A 20,901-nucleotide genomic window follows, 5' to 3' on the forward strand; every position below is an offset into this window, starting at 1 on the left:
ATAATCTACGTATGCGTGAAGATAAGAGGGCATGCAGGTTCAATGCCGACAGTCCGTATGTGGACCTGGCCGCCGAGGTCTTCAGGCTGCTGTCGGACCCGACCCGGATTCGCATCATCCTGGCACTTCGCGACTGCGGTGAGCTGTCGGTCAATCACCTGGCAGAGCTCATCGGCAAGTCGCCGACCACTACCTCTCAGCATTTGGCCAAGCTCCGCTGGGGCCGGATCGTCGGCGTCCGGCCGGACGGAACGCGGATGTTCTATGAGCTGATCGACGATCACGCCCGCGAACTGGTCGCCCAAGCGGTGTTCCAGGCCGAGCATGCCCTCGACCTGGAACCGGCGCACGGCAGTGCCGGTCCGGACGCGCCGGGACGGAAGCACGACGATCCGTCCTCTCGCGCCGGCGAGCGAGACGACACCGTCCCGGGAGGTTTCGGAGCGCCGGGCCGAGCATGACTCGTGCCGTGCCGCCACCTCCCTTCTGGCGTGCCGGGTTACAGCTCGCGGAGGTGCGCTGGGCGACATCTGCACTGGCGCTCTTCCTGGCCGGATGGTTCTTCCAATCCGTGGCCGCTCCGGTGGCCGTGTGGTGGACGGCCTACCTGGCCTGCTATCTCATCGGCGGCTGGAAACCCGCGCTCTCCGGGGTGCGGGCCGCGTTTCAGGACAAGACCCTCGACGTGGATCTGCTCATGATCGTGGCCGCCGTCGCGGCCGCCTCGATCGGGCAAGTCTTCGACGGCGCGCTCCTCATCGTGATCTTCGCGACGTCCGGCGCGTTGGAGGTGGTCGTCACTCAACGCACTGCTGATTCGGTGAACTCGCTGCTCGATCTCGCACCGGAACAAGCGGGTCTGGTGGCCGCGGATGGGACTGTTCGCGTCGTCGAGACCAAGGATCTCGAGCCGGGTCAACGAATCCTCATCCGTCCAGGTGAGCGGATCGGTGCCGACGGTACCGTGATCGACGGCGTCAGCGAGGTCGACCAGCAGGCGGTCACCGGAGAGTTCGCGCCGGTCGTTCGCCGGACCGGCGACGAGGTGCTCTCGGGCACCGTGAACGGCACGGGCGCGCTCGTCGTCGAGGTGACCAGACCGGCCTCCGAGTCCGTCGTCGCCCGGATCGTGGCTCTCGTGGACGAGGCATCCGGCACGACGGCGAAGACTCAACTGTTCATCGAAAAGGTCGAACAAGCCTATTCTTTCGGGGTCGTTGTCGCGACTCTGCTGGTGCTGCTGGTTCCCATGGTGCTCTTCGAGCAGTCGTTCGCGGACGCACTACTGCGGGCGATCGTCTTCATGATCGTGGCTTCACCCTGCGCGGTCGTGCTGTCGACGATGCCGCCGCTGCTCGCGTCGATCGCCAACGCCGGCCGCCACGGGGTTCTCGTCAAATCTGCCGCCGCGATGGAAGCGATGGCGCGCACGAGCGTCGTCGCCTTCGACAAGACGGGAACGCTCACCGAGGGCGTCCCCGAGGTCGTCGGCGTCACGACCGAGTCCACGTGGACCGAGTCTGCGGTCATCGCGAAGGCCGCCGCCGTGGAAGCCTATAGCGAACACCCGCTGGGCCGGGCGATCGCGCACGCCGCCGTCGCGGCATGTGTCGGGTCGCCGGCGGCCGTGGACTTCCAGGCGATGCCGGGCAGGGGCGTCACCGGCGTGGTCGACGGGCGCCGGGTGACCGTCGAACGCGCCGACGAGGGCTCCGCGACCACCGGAACTGTCGTCGTCGTCCGGGTCGACGGGGAGAGGGCCGGAACCATCACGCTGGTCGATCGGGTCCGTCCAGGCGCCGCCACCGTGGTCCGCGAAATGCGTGCCCTCGCGCCCCATGGAGTGCTGCTGCTGACCGGGGACAACGAGTCCGCCGCGCGATCGGTCGCCGACGAAACAGGCATCGCCGACGTGCACGCCGGCCTTCTTCCGGAAGACAAGGCGGTGATCGTCAGTGATCTGGGACGACGTGGCGAGCATGTCCTGCTCGTCGGAGACGGAGTCAACGATGCTCCCGCGCTCGCGGTCGCCGGCACGGGTGTCGCGATGGGTCGGCGCGGCTCCGATCTGGCGATCGACACGGCCGACGTCGTCGTCGTGCGCGACGACTTGTCGGCCGTGAGCTGCTTGGTCCGGCTCTCCACGCGCGCGCATCGCTACGTTGTGGCGAATCTCTGCATCGCGGCCGCCGTGATCGCGGTCCTGGTGGGCTGGGACCTTGTCGCTACCCTGCCGCTCCCACTCGCCGTCGCGGGACACGAGGGCTCAACCGTGATCGTGGCACTCAACGGCGCACGACTGCTGCGTCGATCGGCATGGAGAAGCTAGGTCACGTACCCCGACTCGGCGGACGGTGGCGTCGTCGTGCAACCCGCCTGCAACGTGACCGCGGTTACAGTCGGGCTTCCGCAGTATTTCCGCTCGTCCTCCGAGAAGGAGTCTCCGTGTCCGAACTCGCCACTCTCCGCACTCTCACCGGCATGCCCGACGTCCCCGCGCCGCTCGGCAAGTCCGCTCTGGTCATGGTCGATCTGCAGAACACGTACACGCGCGGCGTGATGCGGCTCGACGAGGTCGAACCGGCGATCGACGCCGCGGCCGAACTGCTCGGGCGGGCGCGGGCGGTGGGTATTCCGGTGGTGCACATCATGCACGACGCCGGCGAGGGCAGCCCGTACGACGTCAAGGCCGAGATCGGCCAAATCGTCGACCGCGTGGCGCCGCAGGGTGACGAGCCGGTGATCGTGAAGAACTACCCGAACTCCTTCGTCGCGACCGATCTCGACGCCCAGCTGAAAGCGCTCGGCGTGGAGGATCTGGTGCTCGCCGGCTTCATGACGCACGTGTGCATCAACTCGACCGCCCGCGGCGCCTTCAGCCTCGGCTACCGGCCGACGGTGGTGGCGAACGCGACGGCGACCAGGAGTCTGCCGGGCGTCGCCGGCGAGGTCGATTCGAGCGCGATCCAGGCTGCCGGTCTGGCGATGATCGGCGACATCTTCGGCATCGTCGTGCCGGACATGTCGGCTATCCCGGATTGATCGCACCCGGCCGCGGTGTCAGCCGGGCTCCCGGTCGCGGGCGGCCTGGATCTGCTGCCTGATCTCCTGGTATCCGCGGACTCGGGCCATCACGCGGTCCGCGGCCGATTCGGTCCGCGCGGTGGCCGGTGTCGCGTCGATGCCGTAGAGCAGGCCGTTGAGCCGCGCGTGCAGTTGCGCCCGCTGCTCCGCGGTCTGGGCATCCGTGCGCTCCTGCCGGAGTGATTCGTCGATTCGCGCGGCCTCGGTGGCGCATCCGCGGATCAGTTCGACGCGCTCGTTCGCTCCGCTTTCGAGCCGGTCGGCGCCGGATTCGGCGTCGGCCAGGAGTCGCCGGTCGTCCTCGTTCTGGTAGTCGAGCGCCTTCAGTTCGTCGGCGGTCCGCCGGAGGACTCGAGCTTGCCGGAAGGCGTCGGTGACGGCGCTGAGGTCAGCCGAGAAGTCCGTGTCGCCGAGCCAGCCCTCCCGGGCCGCCTCCGACTGGTTCACCCTCTGGATCGCCGCGGCGGCCGCATCGATGCGGCCGACGTTCTTCCGGCCGACGTCCTCCAGCAGGCGGCGGCGGTCGTCGCGCATGCGTTCTCGGCGTTCCTTCTCCGCGGCGAGAGCCCGAGCCTCCCGGTCCGCCACCGAGGCTCGGTGCATGCGCACCGCTATCCAGGCGACGAGGCCGGCCAGGGCCGCCACTCCGATGATGAGCCACACCGTCTTGGGGATCGCGAAGAGGATCGCGAGCAGGATGAAGATCCCGACCACGCCGAAGCAACCGTCGTTGGACTCTTTCCCCTTGCCGGCCATCGCATCCCCCACTCGGTGTATTCACGGTCACCGGTGCCGTCGTGCGCCGGTGACGGCACCCTAGCGTTCGCCACCGACAGATCCCCCGGCCATGTTGAAACAAATACCTAAGACTGTTCCATTCTGTGGGTTTCGGAGGTAGTTTCGAGACATGACGCAGCCCATTCCCCGACGCCATCCCGCCGCGCCGCGGCCGGTACCGATCGGTATCGCCGTGGTCGGCCGCATGCTCGGCATCTCCGGACCCGACGCCGCGGAGTTCCAGCGGCTCGGCGAACTGCTCATGGTGGGCGACCCGCTGATGGACAGCTTTGTCGACTGGATGACCGCGGAGGGTTCCAAGAGCGTCCGGCCGCTGTTCGAGCAGGCACTGGCGCACGGCATCGACTCGGTGCCCGACGCCCCCGCCCCGCTGCACGACCTGTTCACCGGCCTCGAAGCCACCCCCGACTGGGTGGAGCCCGAACGATTGCGAATCGCGGCGGCCACCATGCGGTCCGGCGGTGCCGACGGGCTCTACATCGCGCGCGACGTCGCATTGCTGGGCGGCTACCAGTTCGCCGGCTTCAACCAGACGCTGCTGCGCACCGGCGCCCTGGAGAAGGGCTCGAACACCCGGTTCGCCGAGACGTCCCAGTGGGCGATGGACGTGATCGCGCCCGGCGGCCTCGACAAGTTCGGTCCCGGCTATCGGTCGACGATCCGCGTGCGGTTGATCCACTCCATGGTGCGCAGGCACGTCGAAGCCATGCCCGACTGGGACGACGCGCAGTGGGGCCTGCCCATCAATCAGACCGACATGGCGGCCACCATCGTGGGCGCCCTCGTCGCGCCGAGTGTCGGCGGCATCGGCCTGGGCCTCATCAACCGCCCGTCCGAATACCAGGCCATCGCCCACCTCACCCGCTATGTGGGATGGCTGATCGGCGTGCGCGACGATCTGCTGCCCACCGACTTCCACGACGCCCTCCGGCTGCTCATGCACACCTCGGCCGCGCTGGCCACACCGGACGAGACCAGCAAGCGGCTCGCGCAGCCGATGGCGGACGACCCGCTGCAGTGGCGGTACCCGCACTTCCAGGAACTGCGGCGCCGGATCGCGCGGTCCCAGCATCTGTCGATCAGTGCGGGCTTCCTGGGGCCGTCGGCGATGGCGACGCTGGGACTTCCGACGAGAACACTGCCCTGGTACCACGCGATCGCCGTGCCGAGGAACCTGGTGAAGTCCGGGATCGGTGTCCTTCCCGGCGGGCGCCGCCGCCTCGCCGCGCACGGTCGTCGCGACGCCCTGGGCTTCATGGCGACCATGACGCCGGCGCCCGCGACCATCGGCGAGACCACCACGGTGGCCGAGCACGTCGCCTGATCTCCGGTCTCACCGGCGCGGACCGGTGTTGAGTAGGGAGGATGAGACCGCTTCGCTACTCGATCAACGTCACGCTCGACGGCTGCTGCCACCACGAGGCGGGACTTCCGCCGGATGAGGAGTCGATGCGCTACTGGACCGCCGAGATGGGGCGAGCCGATGCGCTGCTGTTCGGCCGGGTGACCTACGAGATGATGGCGTCGGCGTGGCGGCGACCCGCCTCCGGGACGTGGCCCGACTGGATGGACGAGTGGGAAGTGCCGTTCGCCGAGGCCATCGACCGGGCGAGAAAGTACGTCGTCTCGAGCACGCTGGACACCGTCGACTGGAACGCGGAACTGGTGCGCGGCGATGTCGGGCAGGCGGTGCACCAGCTCAAGCGGGAACCGGGCGCCTGCCTGTGGGTGGGCGGTGTGACGCTCCCCCGGGCGCTGGCGGATCTGGGACTGATCGACGAGTACGAGTTCGTGGTGCAGCCGGTGGTCGCCGGGCACGGGCCGACGCTGCTGGACGGCCTGCGCGAGCGTCTTCGTCTGGAACTCGTGGATCGCCGCGAGTTCGGCTCGGGCGCGGTCGCTCTCCGCTACCGCCCGCTCACCGGGCCAGCGTCCCGATGAGCGCGTGGGCCGCCGACTTCGCCGCGGCCGTGTCGGTGGCGGTCGGCACCCCCTGGGCGACGAGGGACCAGTGCCCTTCGAAGACGGCGACCAGCGCGTAGGCCACACTGTGTGCCCGCGCCGCATCGGTACCCGGGATCTGAGCGACGATCCGGCCGGCGATCGCCGGGAGCCAGCTCTCCCGCCACAGCCGGTGCAGCCGGTCGCGCACCGCGGGGTCGCGGGCGGCCAGCGCGACGAGATCGAGCCAGACCGCCAGGTCCAGGTCGCTGTGATAGATGCCCGGTTCGAACGCCGCGTCGATGAGCTGTGCGGTGGTGAGACGGTCGATGTTGACCATCGCGGTACCGTACGCGGCGACGGTCTGGGTGAGGAAGGCGTCGACCAGCCGGTCCCGATTGCCGAAATAGTGCAGAACGAGCGTTCGCCGTAAGCCGGCGGCCTCGGCGACTTTCGAGATCGTCGCGCCGGTGAGTCCGTCGCGGGCGACGACCCCCGCCATCGCGGCCAGGATCTGAGCCGTCCGCTCGTCGGTCTTGTCCGGACGGCCCACGGGCCGGTGAGCAGCCGACATGGTGCGGAGATTACCCGATCGCCCGTCCGGACGACGATGGCGCGGCCCCGGCGAGCGCGGCGGTCAAGAGCGACGCCGACAGCGCCGCGCGGTTCTCCGCGGCGGACGCGGACGCCCGTGTCGTCACCGCGACCGCCGACGCGGAAGGCTGTCCGATGCACCGCCGGGCGTAGCGAGTGAAGAACTGCTCGGGGTCGAGCAGTGTCTCCGGCACGTGGACGCCCGGCTTGTTCGCCGCGTGCACGAGCGGGATCGCGGTCGCCAGCGGAACCGCCGTGTTGGTCGGCATGTCGAAGCCGGGCACCTGGGCCAGTCCCACCGCGACCGTGTCGGCGCGGCCGTCGCGCAGTCCGGTGGCGACAGCGAAGATCGGCGGCGGCGTGCCGCGCCGCAGGAGCTGGGCGGGTTCGGTCGGGACGAGACGTTGCAGCCGGCCCGCCACCTTGGCGGCGGCCTCCGGAGACATCCGGCAGCGGCGGACGGCGGCCCGCAGTGCGCGCAGTCCCCCGCTGGTCAGCCGGTCGCAGACCGCGACGTTGATGTTGGTGCGGAGTGCTGGAAACGCGAGATGGCCGGTGACCGCCTCCGGGTGCCCGAACGACAGGCCGCGCACCGGCCCGATGCCCGGATAGTCGAGGTGGACCGGTTGCAGGGCGGGCCGCTCGGTGATCGTGCCGTCGTACAGGCACGGGATCGACCCGGCGATCTCGTGGATGCCGTGGCGCAGCGCCGCGGAGGTGCCGCCGTGGTTCTCCGAGTGCGCGGCACCGATGTTCCATCCCGTGACGAGGCCGGTGACGGTGGTGAGGTCTCGTCCGGCCAGCAGTCCGAGGAGATTCGCGACGCCGGGGCTGGCGCCCATGCCGATCAGCGCCGTCACACCCGCGTCGCGGGCCGCATCGGTCAGGCCGAGCATGGCCAGTGTCGGATGGGGGTCGTCGCAGACGTCGACGTAGTCCGTGCCGGTGGCGATCGCCGCGCGCAGCACGGCCGGGCCGAACCGGTAGAACGGCCCGGCGGCGTTGGCCACCACGTCGACACCGTCGAGCGCTCCGCGCAGGGCGTCGTCGTCGGTCAGATCTAGACCGACGACGACCGCCCGCGATCGTGCCGGGGCCGCCGCGCGGCGTGCGCCGTCGAGGTCGCGATCGGCGACGACGATCCGGTCGATCTCCGCATCGTCAGCCAGTGCGGCGACGATGGCGGCGCCGACCTCCCCCGCCCCACCGAGAACCATCACTCGCATCGCGGACCTCGATTCTAATTGATTGACAGTTAGGTCAATCTATCAGAAGGGTTCGCCGGCCGGTGGCGGCCGCCGGGTCAGGCGTGCGGGTCCACGATGATCTTGACGTGCTCTTCGTTGTTGTTGATCAGCTGGTCGTAACCCTTCGAGACCAGTTCGTCGAGCGTGATGCGACCGGTGATGAACGGCGCGAGGTCGATCCGGCCGCTCTGTACCAGGGCGATCGTCGCCGGATGGTCGTTCGCGTAGCCGATGGTGCCGCGCAGATCGATCTCCTTCAGGACGAGACTCGGCATGTCGACGGGCGGCTTGTGGCCCCAGATGGATACGTTGACGATCACACCACCCGGCTTCACGGCGTCGATCAGCATGTCGAGGACCACCGGCACGGAGCTGCATTCGAAGCCGACGTCGGCGCCGCGGCCGCCGGTGAGGGCCCGCACCTTCTCGGCGACGTCGCCGTCGCGCGGGTCGAACACCTCATCGGCGACACCGGTCTCGCGGGCCTTCGCCTTGCGCGCATCGGAGAGTTCGGAGATGTAGACCGTCAAGCCCTCTGCCTTGAGCACGGCGGCCGTCAGCAGCCCGATCGGCCCGGCGCCGCCGATGATCGCCGTCTGGCCGGCCGCGGCCCCGGACCGCACGAATGCGTGATGCCCGACCGACAGCGGTTCGATGAGCGCGGCCTGATCGAGCGGAATGTCGCCGACCGGGTGCACCCAGCGTCGTTCGACGACGATCTTCTCCGATAGTCCCCCACCGCGGCCGCCGAGACCGATGAAGTTCATGTCCTTGCTCAGCTGGTAGTTCTGGCCGGGACCGGTGTCGACGTCTTCGCCGACGATGTACGGCTCCACCACGACGCTGTCGCCGACCGCGAGGTCGTCGACGCCCGGGCCGAGGGCCGTGACGGTGCCGGAGAACTCGTGGCCGATGGTCACCGGGGCGTCCTCACCGGAGATCGGGTGCGGGTGACCGGCCGGCGGGATGAAGATCGGGCCCTCGAGATATTCGTGGAGATCGGTGCCGCAGATCCCGCACCAGGCCACGTCGATCGCCACGCTGCCCGGCTGGAGAACCGGTTCGTCGATGTCCTCGATGCGGATGTCGTTTCGGTCGTAGTAGCGGGCTGCGCGCATCGGATTCTCCCTCGGTCGCCGAACATGTGGGGCCGACGCTACGGACCGGTGCGCTCGGCGTCGCGGGATGCGGAGGGTTGCACGGGTCGGCTCCGCTCCCCGAGGGAATCGCGGAATGCGTGACTATCCTCGGACGGGTAGTCGTACGGAAGTCGGTGGTGCTCGATGGGTCTGCGCTCGACGGTGCGGCGGCTCCGTGCGCGTCCCGATCCCGGCGACCGCGCCGAACGCGAATGGGACGAGCAGGCGCGCGGCGAGACCGCGACGCAGCGGCTCGACCGCAACTGGTCGGTGCTGATCCAGGAATTGCGGGTCCTGCAGACCGGGGTGCAGGTGCTCGCCGGATTCCTCCTGATCGTGCCCTTCCAATCGAGGTTCGACGTCTTGGACGACGCCGGGGTCGCCGTCTACCTGGTGACCGTCGGTGCCGCACTGCTCGCCGTCGCGTTTCTGCTCGCCCCGATCGCCCTGCACCGGATGTTGTTCCGGCGGCACAGTCTGCGGCGGGTGGTCGCGGTGACGCATCGGGAGACGATGGTCGGTCTCGGCGCCCTCGCGCTCGCTCTCGCCGGTTCGGCGACGCTGGTCGTGCGCGCGGCCACCGCGTCGTGGTGGGCGGCCGCCGCCGCGGGGATCGTCGCCTCTGTGGTCCTCACCTGGCTGTGGGTCGGGGTTCCGCTCCGCGCCCTGGACTCACTCGAACGTTCCGACCGGAGCGGAGGCCCCGACCAGGAGTGATCCAGCCGTTTACGATCAGCGCATGAAGCCGATGTATCGCCGCAGCACCGCCCGCATGAGCCTCTCGGCGCTGCCGCCGGAGATCCTGAACGCCGTCACGTCGTGCGGTGAGGCGAACCAGCTGACGATCGCCGTCGACTCACCCGTCTGGGCGACGCACAGCGTGAATCTGCGCAACCGCGCCGACAAGGATCCGGAGAGCGACGTCTACATGGTGCTCGGCGGCGCCGACCTGGTGATCGTGACCGCCGGTGCGAAGCGCGGCGTGAGCGCACTGACTCTCCCGTTGCGCGAGGCGTCGATCTCGGAGGGCTCACGGTTGCAGCAGCTCACCGGCCATTCCGAGCCCGGCATTTCGATCACCGGATTCCCCGGCGACAACAATTCGCCGGGGTCGTTCTTCGTCGGCCTCGGCACCGAGCCGGCCGCGGAGGAGTGCGTGCAGCAGTTGGTCGCCGCCGTCACCGCCGCCAAGGCGTAGCGGCGGTGCGCTGATCCCCGGGGGGTGTCCCTATGACACTTGTCAAGCCGCGGCGGGTACGGGTGCTCGGTAGGGTTCGCGGTTCTTGATCATGGCGTAGAGGACGTCGCAGCGGCGGCGGGCGAGGCAGATGAGTGCGGCGTTGTGTTTCTTGCCTTCGGCGCGTTTGCGGTCGTAGTAGGTGCGGCTGGTCGGGTCGTGCAGGGCGGCGAACGCGGAGAGGAACAGGGCTCGTTTCAGCTTGCGGTTCCCGGCGCGTGCGGGGTGCTCGCCCTTGATGGAGGTACCCGAGATTCGGGAGATGGGGGCGATCGCTGCGTAGGCGGCGAGGTGCCCGGCGGAGGGGAAGGCGCTGGCGTCGCCGACTTCGAGGAGGATGCGGGCGCCGGTCCTGACGCCGATGCCTGGCATCGAGGTCAGGACCGCGGCAAGAGGGTGCGCGGCGAACATCTCCTCGATCGTGGTTTCGAGTGAATGGCGTTGCCGCAGAGTCACTTTCAATGATTCGGCGAGTTTGGGCAGCACTGCTTCGGCGGCGGTGGTTCCGGGGACGACGACCGTTTGTTCGTCGAGGGCGGCGAAGATCTCGTCGGTCAGACGGGTTCCGATCCGGGGTGCGTGCTTCTTTGCCACGGTGCTCACGCGGCGTCGGCCGGCGGTGCGAATCCCGACTGGTCCACCGAATCGGGAGAGGATTTCCAGGACTGCGGGGTGGGTGATGTTCTCGCCCAGCACGCGTTCGAGGGCCGGGTGAAGGCCGGTGAGCAGGCCGCGGATGCGGTTGCTGGTGCGGGTCGCTTCAGCGGCCAGGTCGTCGTCGTAGCCGACGATCACGTCGAGCTCGGCCAACGTGTCATCACCCAGGTCGACCCGGCGCAAGGTGTGCGGCATCGTGCGTGCGACGTCAGCGATGACGAAGGCGTCGCGGGCATCGGTTTTGGCTTGGCCGGGGTAGAGGTCGGCGGCGCGGCGCATCGTCAGGCCGGGAAGGTAGGCGACGGTGTGCCCGCAGGCCCGGGCGACGGTGACCGGCAGGGCCCCGATGGTGTTGGGCTGATCGACGATCACGAGCAGTTCACCGCGTTTGGCCAATGCCGCGAAGACGGCTCTGAGTCGGGCTTCGTCGTTGGGGAGGACCTTGTCGTAGATGCGTGCGCCTTGCGGGTCGAGCCCGATGGCGTAGTGCCCGGATTTTCCCACGTCAATGCCGCAATAGACGGCGTACTCGGTCATGTCGATCGACCTCGATTCGGTGTTGAATCGGGCGGTCGCCGATCTGACGTCAATGTTCGGCACCCACGTTACGAAGAGACCTTGCTCGAAGAGTGGTCCTGTCCCTATCAGCGATTCATCGACGTCCACCACGTCCGGCGACATCACCCCCCGGATCATGCGTGAGACAGGGGCGCTCAGTCATACCGGACCTGGCGACCGCAGCTCCTCGGTGAAGAGCTACCTAGAAGGTAACGGGGCTCGGTGCCGGCATCCCCGGGGGCTCAGCACCGGCGCCGCAGCCGGTCCACGCCGGCGCCGGTCAACTCGTCGAGCGCTGTCGTGCGGCCGGCGACGGCCATGACGATCGCCTCGCCGGGTCCGCGGACCTCCGGCCCGAATCCGGCGCTCCACGCCACGTCGGTGGCCCGGAACGACAAGCCGAGGACCCGGCGGTGGGCGCCGATCGGGGGGTGCGAAGCGCGCGAAGCCGAGTGCCGGAATCAGCCGATCGGCCGGGATCTCCCGGGGTCGTGACAGGGCCCGCCGGATGTCCTGCTGGTGGATCATCGCGTCCAGCAGGGCGACGCGGCACCCGAATCCGGTGGTCAGGCCCCGCGGGTCCAGGTGCGACTCCATGCGTGCGATCAGCCGGTCCGGCTCCCAGTCTCGATACTCGGCCACGCCGGCGTCGTTGACGTCCGACAGCCGGAACCGATGCCGCCCGAAGCGCCGCAACACCGCGGGCGTCGTCAGCTCCTCGAAACTCAGCACATGGGCGACGACGTCGTGGACGGTCCATCCGGCGCAGAGCGACGGCCTCCGCCAGTCCCCCGCCGGCAACTCGCGCAGGAACCGCGCGAATGACTCGCGCTCGCGGTAGGCGAGATCGCGCACACTGAACACGCTGCGTCGCCCGGCGGTCACGACCGGTCCGGGCCGGGGAACTCGGTGAGGCTCAGGGTGTTGCCGTCCGGGTCGTGAAACCACGCGACCTGGGCGCCACCGGGAGCGTTCCAGATCCCGGACCCGTCCTGATCGAGGCCCGGATAGCGGGCCATTTCGACGCCCCGGGCCGAGAGTGCCGCGACGGTCTCGGCGATGTCGTCGACCCGCCAGCCGAGCGCCGTGAACGGCGGCGGCCGGTGCTCGTCGACCTTCTGAATCCGCAGCATGGTGCCGGCGGCGTCGAAGACGAGCGCGAAACCGTCATCGGATACCAGTCGTAGCCCGAGTGTCGCCCGGTAGAACTCCCGTGCGCGTTCGGGCTCGGTCGTCGCCAGGAACGCGATGATGTCGGCTGCGCCAAGACCGTCGTGCTGCGAGGTCGTCATGCACACGAGCCTACGACTCCCCCGGCGCTGTGGTCGGGGCTGTTCGAGTCGCTGGCCGAGGCTCGCCGACGGCAGTAGGTCATCGCGCGATGACCTGTGCGTCTGTGCGATTCGGGTGACGATGCGCTGGCGCGTGCCCTGTCGTGCCGTGGAGCCGAGGTCGGCGCCGCTGGCGTTCTTCCGTGAACCCGCCGGATCTGGACCGTACTGGCGCTACTTGAACCGCACCGTCCAGATTCGCCAGCACGGTCCAGATCCGCCAGTACAGGTCGAAGGGGCGGCATGATCACGCCTTGGTGGCCTCGCTCGGCACGGCGCGCTCTGGTGGCCTAGTCACACCACGACCAGCAGGATGCCGACGCCGATGAACAGCAGTCCGAAGATCCAGCCCAGGACGCGCCGCCCGGAGTCGGTGGAGGCGAAGCGCGCGAACGACTTCCCCACCACGGCGAAGAACAGCCACATCACCAGCACGTCGACCACCACGATCGTCAGGCCGATGATGGTGTATTGCAGCAGCAGGTCGCGTTCGGGCCGGACGAAGCCGGGGATGAACGCCAGCAGGAAGACGATCGCCTTCGGGTTGAGCAGGTTGACCCACATCCCGCGTACGAACATCGACCGCGGCGTGGCCGGGCCCGCCTTGAAGTCGACCTCGGCGGCCGGCCGGCGGCCGTCGAGGATCTGCCGGACACCCAGGTACATCAGGTACGCCGCGCCGCAGTAGCGGATCACCGCGAACGCGGTCGGCGAACCGGCGATCACCAGGCCCAGCCCGGCCGCGACGATCACCAGCTGGATGAGCAACGCGGTCTGTTGCCCGAGGATCCCCCAGATGGCCCGGCGGATCCCGACGCGCAGGGCGTTGTTCATGGTGTTCACCGCGCCGGCGCCGGGGGTGAAGCTGATCAGCAGGCACGCTGACAACAGAGCCAGCCAGGTGGAGTACGACATTCTGCCCGTGAGCTTACGGATCCGGAGAGCCACGAGAGAACCGCCGGATCGGCGCTGACCTTCGCGGGGCGGTCAGCCGCTCGCCCGCCCGGCCGGGCGCTCAGTGTAGGCCGTCGGTCAGCGGCGGTGCGGGGTCAGGGTGATCGAGCCGATCACCGCACCGCCGAGATACGCTGGGCCGTGGTATCCGCCGTGGCCGTCGCTGATCAGGATCACCCGATGGCCCGGGAACAGGTCGACGTAGCCACCGGTGCGCGTCGGATGAATCGGGTAGCGCCCGATCAGCACCAGGTCGTGGCCCTCGACGCGCGCGTCCCGCTGGAGCAGGATCACGCCCGACGACGACGTCGTGGAGGTGTAGGTACCGGGTTTGACGTCGGCGGACGCCGGACCGGCGACGCCGAACATCGCGGCGGCGCCGACGGCTGCGGCGATCGACACGGTACGCAGGGCTGTGTGGCGCAGGTGTGCGGACATCGTCTGGTCCTCTCCGCTCGGGCCTCCGATGCTACGCCCGTATCACCTGCCGCTGTAGCCCTACAGGCGTCGCCGCGGGGGCCGTCGTCACCCGCGACGTGCCGCCGAGGACGATCGTGGGCGGGGTGCCCGCCCGGCCGATCCGGGAACTCGGCGAGTGACTCCGGAGGTGGCCGACACGGCCGCGTTGCTGACGACGATGAGCACGATCCCGACCCATTCGTGCAGCGCGAGGGCCTGCCCCAGCACGAGCCATCCGGCGAGCGCGGCGAACACCGGATTGATCGAGGTGAACGTGCCGAACATCGACGTCGGGACGCGGCGCAGAGCGAGTGCGTCGACGGCGTACGGGATGATCGAGGCCAGCACCCCGCACGCTGCGGCGAGCAGGACCGCATGCAGGGTCGGCGGCCGGTGGACGAACCAGACGACCGCGACCGGCAGCCACAGGCCGGCGGTCACCGCGCTGGCCAGCGCGGTGCCGTGCAGGCCGGGGAGCTGCCTGCCGAGCGAGCGGTTCAGCAGGATGTACGACCCCCAGGCCGCCGCCGCGACCAGCGCCAGCGCGATGCCCAGGACGTCGGTGGTGGGCCCCGGGCTGGTCAGCACCAGCACTCCGACGGCGGCTAGGCCGGCGCACCCGAGGTCGAGGGCCCGGCGCGATCCGGCGACGGCGACCGTCAGCGGCCCCAGGAATTCGAGGGTCACCGCGAGGCCGAGGCCGATCCGGTCGATCGACGCGTAGAGAGACAGATTCATCACCGCGAAGACCAGGCCGAGGCCGAGGACCGGCCGCCACTGAGCGCGCGTCAAGGTCCGGAAACGCGGCCGGACCAGGGGAACCAGCACCAGTGCGGTGAGCATCTGGCGCACCGCCACCACACCGACCGGGCCGATCGCCGGAAACGCGAGGGCGCCGACGGCCGCTCCGGACTGGTTGGACGCGGCGCTGGTCAGCATCATCGCGATGCCGACGGCCCGCCCGGAGGCGTCCGCGGGCGCTGGTCCGGACGATGTGGAGTCTGCGGCGGCGACCTCGGTGGACTGGCTCATGTGGCTCACGCTAGAAGCATCGAGGCGATTCTCCTAGTGCATATATCGTCGCTGCCATACACTTAGGTTATGGATTGGACGTTGCGGGAACTGCGCGTGTTCGTGACCGCCGCCGAGCTCGGATCCTTCACCGAGGCGGCCGCCGAACTGCACGTCTCACAGGCCGCGGTCTCGCGCACCATCGCCGCGCTCGAGCGCGGTGTCGGCGCCCAGCTGCTGCGCCGCATCCCGCGCGGGTGCGAGCCGACGGTCATCGGCCGGCAGATGCTTCCGCAGGCCCGGCGGGTCCTCGCCGAGGCCACCCGGTTCGACGAGTTCCTGCAGACCCGGCACTCGGTGCTCCGCCTCGGCTACGCGTGGGCCGCGCTCGGCCGGCACACCACTCCCCTGCAACGCCGGTGGGCGCGGGAGCAGCCGACCATCGCCCTCGAACTGGTCCGGTACAACTCACCGACCGCCGGCCTCGCCGAAGGCCTGTGCGACGTCGCCGTGGTGCGCCGCGAGGTCGACGACCGCCGCTTCGAATCGGTCGTCGTCGGCCTGGAACGGCGCCTGGCTGCGTTCGCCGCCGACGACCCCGAATGGACCCGCCGACGGCAACTGCGCATGGCCGAGATCGCCGAGCGCACCGTCATCACCGACTCGCGCGTCGGCACCACCACAGAGGCCCTCTGGCTCGGACACGGGCGGGCGCCGACCATCGTCGAATCGGCGGACGTCGACACCTGGCTCGACGCGATCGCCGCCGGCCGCGGGGTCGGCACGACGGCCGAGGCGACCGCCGAGCATCATCCGCGGCCGGGCGTCGTCTACCGGCCGGTGAAGGACGGCCCGCGGATCTCTGTGCGGCTGGCCTGGTGGCGCGACGCCCGACCGAAAGGTCTCGCCGCCCTCATCGACACCGTGACCGGCCTCTACGGGCAGTAGGGCTACAGGCCGCTGGGCACGTCCTTGCCGTTGACCACCACGGTGACCTTGCCGGTCTTGGTGTCGTAGGTGACCTTGCCGTGCTCGAAGGTCGAGACCTTCAGGTGGCCCTCGGTCTGCTCGTCGCTGGTGGCGATGCCGAGCGGCCCGGCCGAACCGTTGGAGCCACCGGTCTTCACCGGTACGCCCTCGGCGTCGCGCTCGACGTTCCAGGCATCCCGGATCTTGCCCCAGGTGATGTACGCCGGGGTGCCCGGGTCGTCGTTCTTCGCGGTGATCACACCGCCCTGGAACTGCTGGAACACCACGCCGCTGTCGCGCTTCTCGGCGTTGTGGTCACCTGTCAGCGGCTTGCCGAGGTCCTTCTTCTGGGCCTCCGTCGCCGACGAGTACTTGACCGCGATCGGGCCGGTGAGGGTCACCTCGACGTCGCGCTCCCCGGTGAGCGTCACCGAATCGGCCGCCGCGGAGGTCGACGTCGCCGCCGACGCGCTCGTGTCGGACGCCGCCGGGCTCTCCGCCGCCGAGGTGGCGGTGACCGAGGCGGTCGTGGTCGCCGATGCGTCGTCCTTCTTGTCGCTGCTGCAGCCCGCGGCCGTCAGGGTCAGAACGGCGAGACCGGCGACGAGGGCCGTGCGACGGTAGGTGAGCTTCCTCATGGGGTTCCTCTCGGGATTGTCGGGTCGGGCCGTGACCGCACTGTGGCGGAGAACACGCCCCGTCTGACTGTAACCGCCCGTGACAGGATCGTCGGTGACAGGAGTGTGTCAAAGAGCGGTCGACGGGCGTATGGATCCCGTTAAGACCCCTGGCGCACCGCCTCTCCGGCGACGAGCGTGACTGATCGGCGGCGGCACCGTGCCTCCGCGCAGGAGGTCACGACGAGATGGCGGATGTGGTGATGATCGTCGTCGCACTGGCGGCGATGGGCGGGTGTCTGCTCGCGATACGCGGACTCGACGACGGGTCCGGCCGGTGACCGCCGCCGGCTTCGTGACGGTCGCCTTGCTGCTGGCCGCCGCGGGCACCGCAGGCTATCTGCTGGTGGCGCTCATCAGCCCGAACCGGTTCTGACGATGAACGACACCGTCGCCGGTCTCCTCCAAGTGGCCGCGGTCCTGATGGTGCTCGCCGTGGCCTATGTGCCGCTCGGCGACTACATGGCCGCCGTCTACCGCTCGCGCCGGCACTCCGCGCCCGAACGGATCCTCTACCGACTCGCCCGCGTCGACCCGGCATCCGGTCAGACCTGGCGGGCCTACGCGGGCAGCGTTCTCGCGTTCTCGCTTGTCTCGATCCTTCTCCTCTACGCGCTGCAGCGATGGCAGGGTGTGCTCGGCGGCAACGGGCACAAGCCCGGAATCCCGCCGGCGATGGCGCTGAACACCGCGATCTCGTTCGTCACCAACACCAACTGGCAGTCGTACTCGCCGGAGACGACGATGGGCAATCTGACGCAGCTGCTCGGTCTGACGGTCGCGAACTTCCTGTCCGCGGCGGTCGGCATGGCGGTCGCGGTCGCCCTGATCCGCGGCCTGATCGCGCGGTCACGGACGGGGGTGCTGGGCAACTTCTGGGTCGACCTGGTTCGCGGCACCCTCCGTGTCCTCGTGCCGCTCGCGGTACTGATCGCGCTGGTCCTGGTCGCGCAGGGCGCCGTGCAGTCGTGGCACTCGAGCGTCGACTACACGGTGCTCGACGGCCGCGCCGTGCACAGTCCGATCGGCCCGTTCGCCGGCCAGGAGGCGATCAAGGTGCTGGGTACCAACGGCGGCGGGACGCTCGCCGCGAATTCGGCGCACCCGTTCTCCAATCCGACCCCGCTGACCAACGTCGTTCAGATCGCCGCCCTGCTGCTGATCCCGGTGTGCCTGACGCGCACCTACAGCACACTGGTCGGCGACCGCCGCCAGGGCCTCACCCTGCTGGCGGTCATGGCGGTGATCTGGGGATCGATGCTGGCGGTCGCCTGGTCCCTGCAGACGCGCCCGACCGGACTGGCCTCGGCGGCGGCCGGGGCGAACCTCGAGGGCACCGAGCTGCGTTTCGGGATCCCGGGCACGGCGCTGTTCGCGGTCAGTACCACCGGCACCTCCACGGGCGCCGTCAACGCCGCCCACGACAGCCTCGCGGCCGGCACCGGTGGTGCCGCACTGGCGAACATGCTGCTCGGCGAGGTCGCTCCCGGCGGGGTCGGTTCCGGTCTGTACGGGATCCTCGTCCTCGCTCTGATCACCGTGTTCATCGGCGGGCTCCTGGTCGGCCGGACCCCGGAATTCCTCGGGAAGAAGGTGACCCGGCGCGAGATCACCCTGGCGATGCTGTACGTCCTCGTGATGCCGGTGCTGGTGCTGACCGGCACGTCGATCGCGATCATCCTGTCGTCGACCACCGGGGCCATGATCGATCCGGGGCCGCCCGGGACGCCCGAGGCCATCCACGGTTTCAGCCAGGTCCTGTACGCGTACGCGTCGGCGGCCAACAACAACGGCAGCGCCTTCGGTGGATTGACGGTCACCAGCGACTGGTTCCAGCTGTCCCTCGGCCTCGCCATGTTCTTCGGACGCTTCCTGTCGATCATCCTGGTGCTGGCCCTGGCCGGATCGCTGGCGAACCAGCGTCCGCGCGGCGGCGAATCGGGGGCCGCGGACGCTCCGGTCGTCGCCTCCGGCGGGGCGGCCCTCGCCGGCACCGCGCACGCACCGGCCGACGCCGACAGCGGGATCCTGCCCACGCACGGCGTCCTCTTCGGGGCGCTGCTGCTCGGCACCACCGTGCTGGTCGCCGGACTCACCTTCTTCCCGGCGCTGACGCTGGGCCCGATCGCGGAGGCGATGCTGTGAACCACCTCGATGACGCCACCGAGACCGGTCTGGTCCGGCGCGGCACCTTCGACACGCGGCAACTGGCCGCGGCGCTGCCCCAGGCGCTGACCAAGCTGACTCCCCGGGAGCAAGCGCGCAACCCGGTGATGTTCGTCGTGTATCTCGGGGCGACGATCGCCACCGCGCTCGCCCTCTGGCATCCCGGCGTCTTCGCGTGGCTGGTGGTCGCCTGGCTCTGGTTCACGGTGATCTTCGCCGGGCTGGCCGAGGCCGTCGCGGAAGGCCGCGGCCGCGCGCAGGCGGACAGTCTGCGCAAGGTGAAACGCGACACCGTCGCCCGCCTGCTCGGCGACGACGGCGGCCTCGTCGACGTTCCCGGCTCGCAGCTCCGCGTCGGCGACCGGATCGTCGTCGAGGCCGGCGAGGTGATCGCGGGCGACGGTGATGTCGTCGAAGGCATCGCCACCGTCGACGAATCGGCGATCACCGGCGAGTCGGCGCCGGTCGTGCGCGAATCCGGGGGCGACCGGTCGGCGGTCACCGGCGGCACCGTGGTGCTGTCGGACCGGATCGTCGTGCGGATCACCGCTGAGCCCGGGCAGACGTTCGTCGACCGGATGATCACCCTGGTCGAGGGTTCGGCCCGGCAGAAGACACCGAACGAGATCGCCCTGCAGATCCTGCTGACCGCGCTCACCCTCGTCTTCCTCCTGGCCGTGGTCGCCACCGGCGCCATGCAGCAGTACACCGGCGCGGCGGCCGACCCGCTGAAACTCATCGCGCTCCTGGTCTGCCTGATCCCGACCACGATCGGCGCCCTGCTGTCGGCCATCGGCATCGCGGGCATGGACCGGCTGGTGCAGCGCAACGTGCTCGCGATGAGCGGCCGCGCCGTGGAAGCCGCCGGGGACATCGACACGCTCCTGATGGACAAGACCGGCACCATCACCTTCGGCAACCGCCGAGCGACGGCCCTGCACCCGGCGCCCGGAGTCGAGGCCGCCGACCTCGCGCGCCTCGCCTACCGGTGCAGTCTCGCCGACGACACCCCCGAGGGCCGCAGCATCCTCGACCTCGCCGTGGAGCGCTACGAGGTGATCCCGCTGCCCGCCGACGAACTCGCCGCGGCCCGGTCCGGGGCGGATCCGCGCTACCGGGTGGTGCCGTTCACCGCGACCACCCGGATGAGCGGCATGGATGTGGCCGGGACCGACCCGCAGGAACTGCGGAAAGGCGCCGCCGACGCCGTGCAGCGGTGGGTGGAGAGCACCGGCGGTGAGATCGATCCCGAGATCGGCGCCACGGTCACCACGATCTCGCAGGCCGGCGGCACCCCGCTGATCGTCGGCGCGGCACCCGCCGGACGGCCGGCCCGGGTACTCGGCGTGATCGAACTGTCCGACGTCGTCAAACCCGGGATGGCCGAGCGGTTCGCGCAGTTGCGCGCCATGGGCATCCGCACGGTGATGATCACCGGCGACAACCCGCTCACCGCGCGGGCGATCGCCGCGACCGCCGGGGTCGACGACTTCGTCGCCCAGGCCACCCCAGAGGACAAGCTCGCGCTGATCCGCGCCGAACAGGCCCACGGCAGGCTGGTGGCGATGACCGGCGACGGCACCAACGACGCGCCGGCCCTGGCCCAGGCCGACGTCGGGGTCGCGATGAACACCGGCACCGCGGCCGCGAAAGAGGCAGGCAACATGGTCGACCTCGACTCGGATCCGACCAAACTCATCGAGGTGGTCGCGATCGGGAAGCAACTGCTGATCACCCGCGGCGCGCTGACCACCTTCTCGCTGGCCAACGATCTCGCCAAGTACTTCGCAATCCTGCCCGCCCTGTTCGCCGCCGTCTACCCGCAACTCGGCGCCCTGAACGTCATGCACCTGCATTCGGCGGCCTCCGCGATCACCTCGGCGGTGATCTTCAACGCCCTGATCATCGTGGCGCTGATCCCGCTGTCGCTGCGCGGTGTGCGATACCGGGCCGGGTCGGCGTCGCGGCTGCTGGGGCGCAATCTGCTCGTCTTCGGTCTCGGCGGGGTCGTGACACCGTTCGTCGGCATCGCGCTCATCGACCTCGTGGTCCGTCTGCTTCCGGGAATGGGGTGATCGA

The 20,901-nt window shown here is 69.7% G+C and carries 22 protein-coding genes and 1 pseudogene; 11 read left to right on the forward strand and 12 right to left on the reverse strand.

What is annotated here, in order from left to right; genetic code table 11:
* Positions 1-11: 11 nt before the first annotated feature.
* The 3 genes from MYK68_RS09855 to MYK68_RS09865 all read left to right on the forward strand — a co-directional run bounded on the left by MYK68_RS09855 (position 12) and on the right by MYK68_RS09865 (position 3,042).
* Complete coding sequence (locus MYK68_RS09855; protein WP_247867808.1) at positions 12-461, forward strand: ArsR/SmtB family transcription factor; 450 nt, start codon at positions 12-14, stop codon at positions 459-461.
* The gene (locus MYK68_RS09860; protein ID WP_247867809.1) at positions 458-2,329 is read left to right on the forward strand and encodes a heavy metal translocating P-type ATPase; all 1,872 of its coding nucleotides are present in this window, start codon (positions 458-460) and stop codon (positions 2,327-2,329) included. Before MYK68_RS09855 ends, MYK68_RS09860 begins: the two co-directional genes overlap by 4 nt.
* Positions 2,330-2,445: 116 nt before the next feature.
* The gene (locus MYK68_RS09865; protein WP_247867810.1) at positions 2,446-3,042 is read left to right on the forward strand and encodes a cysteine hydrolase family protein; all 597 of its coding nucleotides are present in this window, start codon (positions 2,446-2,448) and stop codon (positions 3,040-3,042) included.
* A gap of 18 nt (positions 3,043-3,060) precedes the next feature.
* On the opposite strand, the gene MYK68_RS09870 is transcribed toward MYK68_RS09865, so the two are convergent.
* Positions 3,061-3,840, reverse strand: coding sequence for a hypothetical protein (locus tag MYK68_RS09870; RefSeq protein WP_247867811.1), 780 nt, complete (start codon positions 3,838-3,840; stop codon positions 3,061-3,063).
* 151 nt (positions 3,841-3,991) lie between these two features.
* On the opposite strand from MYK68_RS09870, the gene MYK68_RS09875 reads away from it, so the two are divergent.
* Both MYK68_RS09875 and MYK68_RS09880 read left to right on the forward strand, forming a co-directional pair.
* Complete coding sequence (locus MYK68_RS09875; protein WP_247867812.1) at positions 3,992-5,206, forward strand: oxygenase MpaB family protein; 1,215 nt, start codon at positions 3,992-3,994, stop codon at positions 5,204-5,206.
* A gap of 41 nt (positions 5,207-5,247) precedes the next feature.
* Entirely contained in the window at positions 5,248-5,823 is a 576-nt protein-coding gene (locus MYK68_RS09880; protein WP_247867813.1) for a dihydrofolate reductase family protein, read from the forward strand.
* Here MYK68_RS09880 and MYK68_RS09885 read toward each other — a convergent pair.
* The 3 genes from MYK68_RS09885 to MYK68_RS09895 form a co-directional block, all read right to left on the reverse strand.
* Complete coding sequence (locus MYK68_RS09885) at positions 5,801-6,397, reverse strand: TetR/AcrR family transcriptional regulator (RefSeq protein ID WP_247867814.1); 597 nt, start codon at positions 6,395-6,397, stop codon at positions 5,801-5,803. The two genes, MYK68_RS09880 and MYK68_RS09885, sit on opposite strands and share 23 nt — an antisense overlap.
* A gap of 10 nt (positions 6,398-6,407) precedes the next feature.
* On the reverse strand, positions 6,408-7,643 hold the full coding sequence (locus MYK68_RS09890) for a saccharopine dehydrogenase family protein (protein ID WP_247867815.1): 1,236 nt from the start codon (positions 7,641-7,643) through the stop codon (positions 6,408-6,410).
* 77 nt (positions 7,644-7,720) lie between these two features.
* On the reverse strand, positions 7,721-8,782 hold the full coding sequence (locus MYK68_RS09895; RefSeq protein WP_247867816.1) for a 2,3-butanediol dehydrogenase: 1,062 nt from the start codon (positions 8,780-8,782) through the stop codon (positions 7,721-7,723).
* A 165-nt stretch (positions 8,783-8,947) separates the two neighbouring features.
* Between MYK68_RS09895 and MYK68_RS09900 the strand changes: the two genes are divergently transcribed.
* A complete protein-coding gene (locus MYK68_RS09900) occupies positions 8,948-9,520 on the forward strand; it encodes a DUF6328 family protein (RefSeq protein WP_247867817.1) in 573 nt (190 codons plus the stop codon).
* A gap of 22 nt (positions 9,521-9,542) precedes the next feature.
* Positions 9,543-10,001 carry a hypothetical protein gene (locus MYK68_RS09905; protein ID WP_247867818.1) on the forward strand — a complete coding sequence of 153 codons (459 nt, stop codon included), beginning with the start codon at positions 9,543-9,545 and terminating at the stop codon, positions 9,999-10,001.
* Positions 10,002-10,043: 42 nt separating this feature from the next.
* Here the strand turns inward: MYK68_RS09905 and MYK68_RS09910 are convergent, their stop codons facing one another.
* From MYK68_RS09910 to MYK68_RS09935, 7 genes and pseudogenes are all read right to left on the reverse strand, one after another.
* Entirely contained in the window at positions 10,044-11,234 is a 1,191-nt protein-coding gene (locus MYK68_RS09910; protein ID WP_371307615.1) for an IS110 family RNA-guided transposase, read from the reverse strand.
* Between the two features lie 263 nt (positions 11,235-11,497).
* Positions 11,498-11,653: a hypothetical protein gene (locus MYK68_RS09915; protein WP_247867819.1), complete on the reverse strand. Its 156-nt coding sequence runs from the start codon at positions 11,651-11,653 to the stop codon at positions 11,498-11,500.
* A gap of 1 nt (position 11,654) precedes the next feature.
* Positions 11,655-12,203, reverse strand: a pseudogene (locus tag MYK68_RS20885) (maleylpyruvate isomerase family mycothiol-dependent enzyme); the annotation flags it as partial.
* A complete protein-coding gene (locus tag MYK68_RS09920; protein WP_247867820.1) occupies positions 12,137-12,547 on the reverse strand; it encodes a VOC family protein in 411 nt (136 codons plus the stop codon). The gene MYK68_RS09920 and the pseudogene MYK68_RS20885, both read right to left, overlap by 67 nt.
* Before the next feature lie 333 nt (positions 12,548-12,880).
* Entirely contained in the window at positions 12,881-13,501 is a 621-nt protein-coding gene (locus MYK68_RS09925; protein ID WP_247867821.1) for a LysE family transporter, read from the reverse strand.
* A gap of 117 nt (positions 13,502-13,618) precedes the next feature.
* On the reverse strand, positions 13,619-13,978 hold the full coding sequence (locus tag MYK68_RS09930; RefSeq protein WP_247867822.1) for a hypothetical protein: 360 nt from the start codon (positions 13,976-13,978) through the stop codon (positions 13,619-13,621).
* Positions 13,979-14,065: 87 nt separating this feature from the next.
* Positions 14,066-15,031, reverse strand: coding sequence for an EamA family transporter (locus MYK68_RS09935; RefSeq protein ID WP_349306173.1), 966 nt, complete (start codon positions 15,029-15,031; stop codon positions 14,066-14,068).
* A gap of 69 nt (positions 15,032-15,100) precedes the next feature.
* On the opposite strand from MYK68_RS09935, the gene MYK68_RS09940 reads away from it, so the two are divergent.
* Complete coding sequence (locus MYK68_RS09940; protein WP_247867823.1) at positions 15,101-15,958, forward strand: LysR family transcriptional regulator; 858 nt, start codon at positions 15,101-15,103, stop codon at positions 15,956-15,958.
* Between the two features lie 2 nt (positions 15,959-15,960).
* Here MYK68_RS09940 and MYK68_RS09945 read toward each other — a convergent pair whose 3' ends face one another.
* Complete coding sequence (locus MYK68_RS09945; protein ID WP_247867824.1) at positions 15,961-16,617, reverse strand: LGFP repeat-containing protein; 657 nt, start codon at positions 16,615-16,617, stop codon at positions 15,961-15,963.
* A gap of 316 nt (positions 16,618-16,933) precedes the next feature.
* On the opposite strand from MYK68_RS09945, the gene MYK68_RS09950 reads away from it, so the two are divergent.
* Genes MYK68_RS09950 through kdpB form a run of 3 tightly spaced genes read left to right on the forward strand, consistent with a single transcriptional unit; the run spans position 16,934 to position 20,897 of the window.
* Positions 16,934-17,032, forward strand: a complete 99-nt coding sequence (locus MYK68_RS09950; protein WP_247867825.1) for a potassium-transporting ATPase subunit F — start codon at positions 16,934-16,936, stop codon at positions 17,030-17,032.
* 2 nt (positions 17,033-17,034) lie between these two features.
* Positions 17,035-18,801 (forward strand): potassium-transporting ATPase subunit KdpA, encoded by a 1,767-nt coding sequence (kdpA, locus tag MYK68_RS09955; protein ID WP_247867826.1) that lies wholly within the window; start codon positions 17,035-17,037, stop codon positions 18,799-18,801.
* Positions 18,798-20,897 (forward strand): potassium-transporting ATPase subunit KdpB, encoded by a 2,100-nt coding sequence (gene kdpB / locus MYK68_RS09960; protein ID WP_247867827.1) that lies wholly within the window; start codon positions 18,798-18,800, stop codon positions 20,895-20,897. Before kdpA ends, kdpB begins: the two co-directional genes overlap by 4 nt.
* The last annotated feature ends 4 nt before the right edge of the window (positions 20,898-20,901 follow it).

Origin of the sequence: Gordonia sp. PP30, assembly GCF_023100845.1 — a bacterium.
Classification (GTDB): domain Bacteria; phylum Actinomycetota; class Actinomycetes; order Mycobacteriales; family Mycobacteriaceae; genus Gordonia.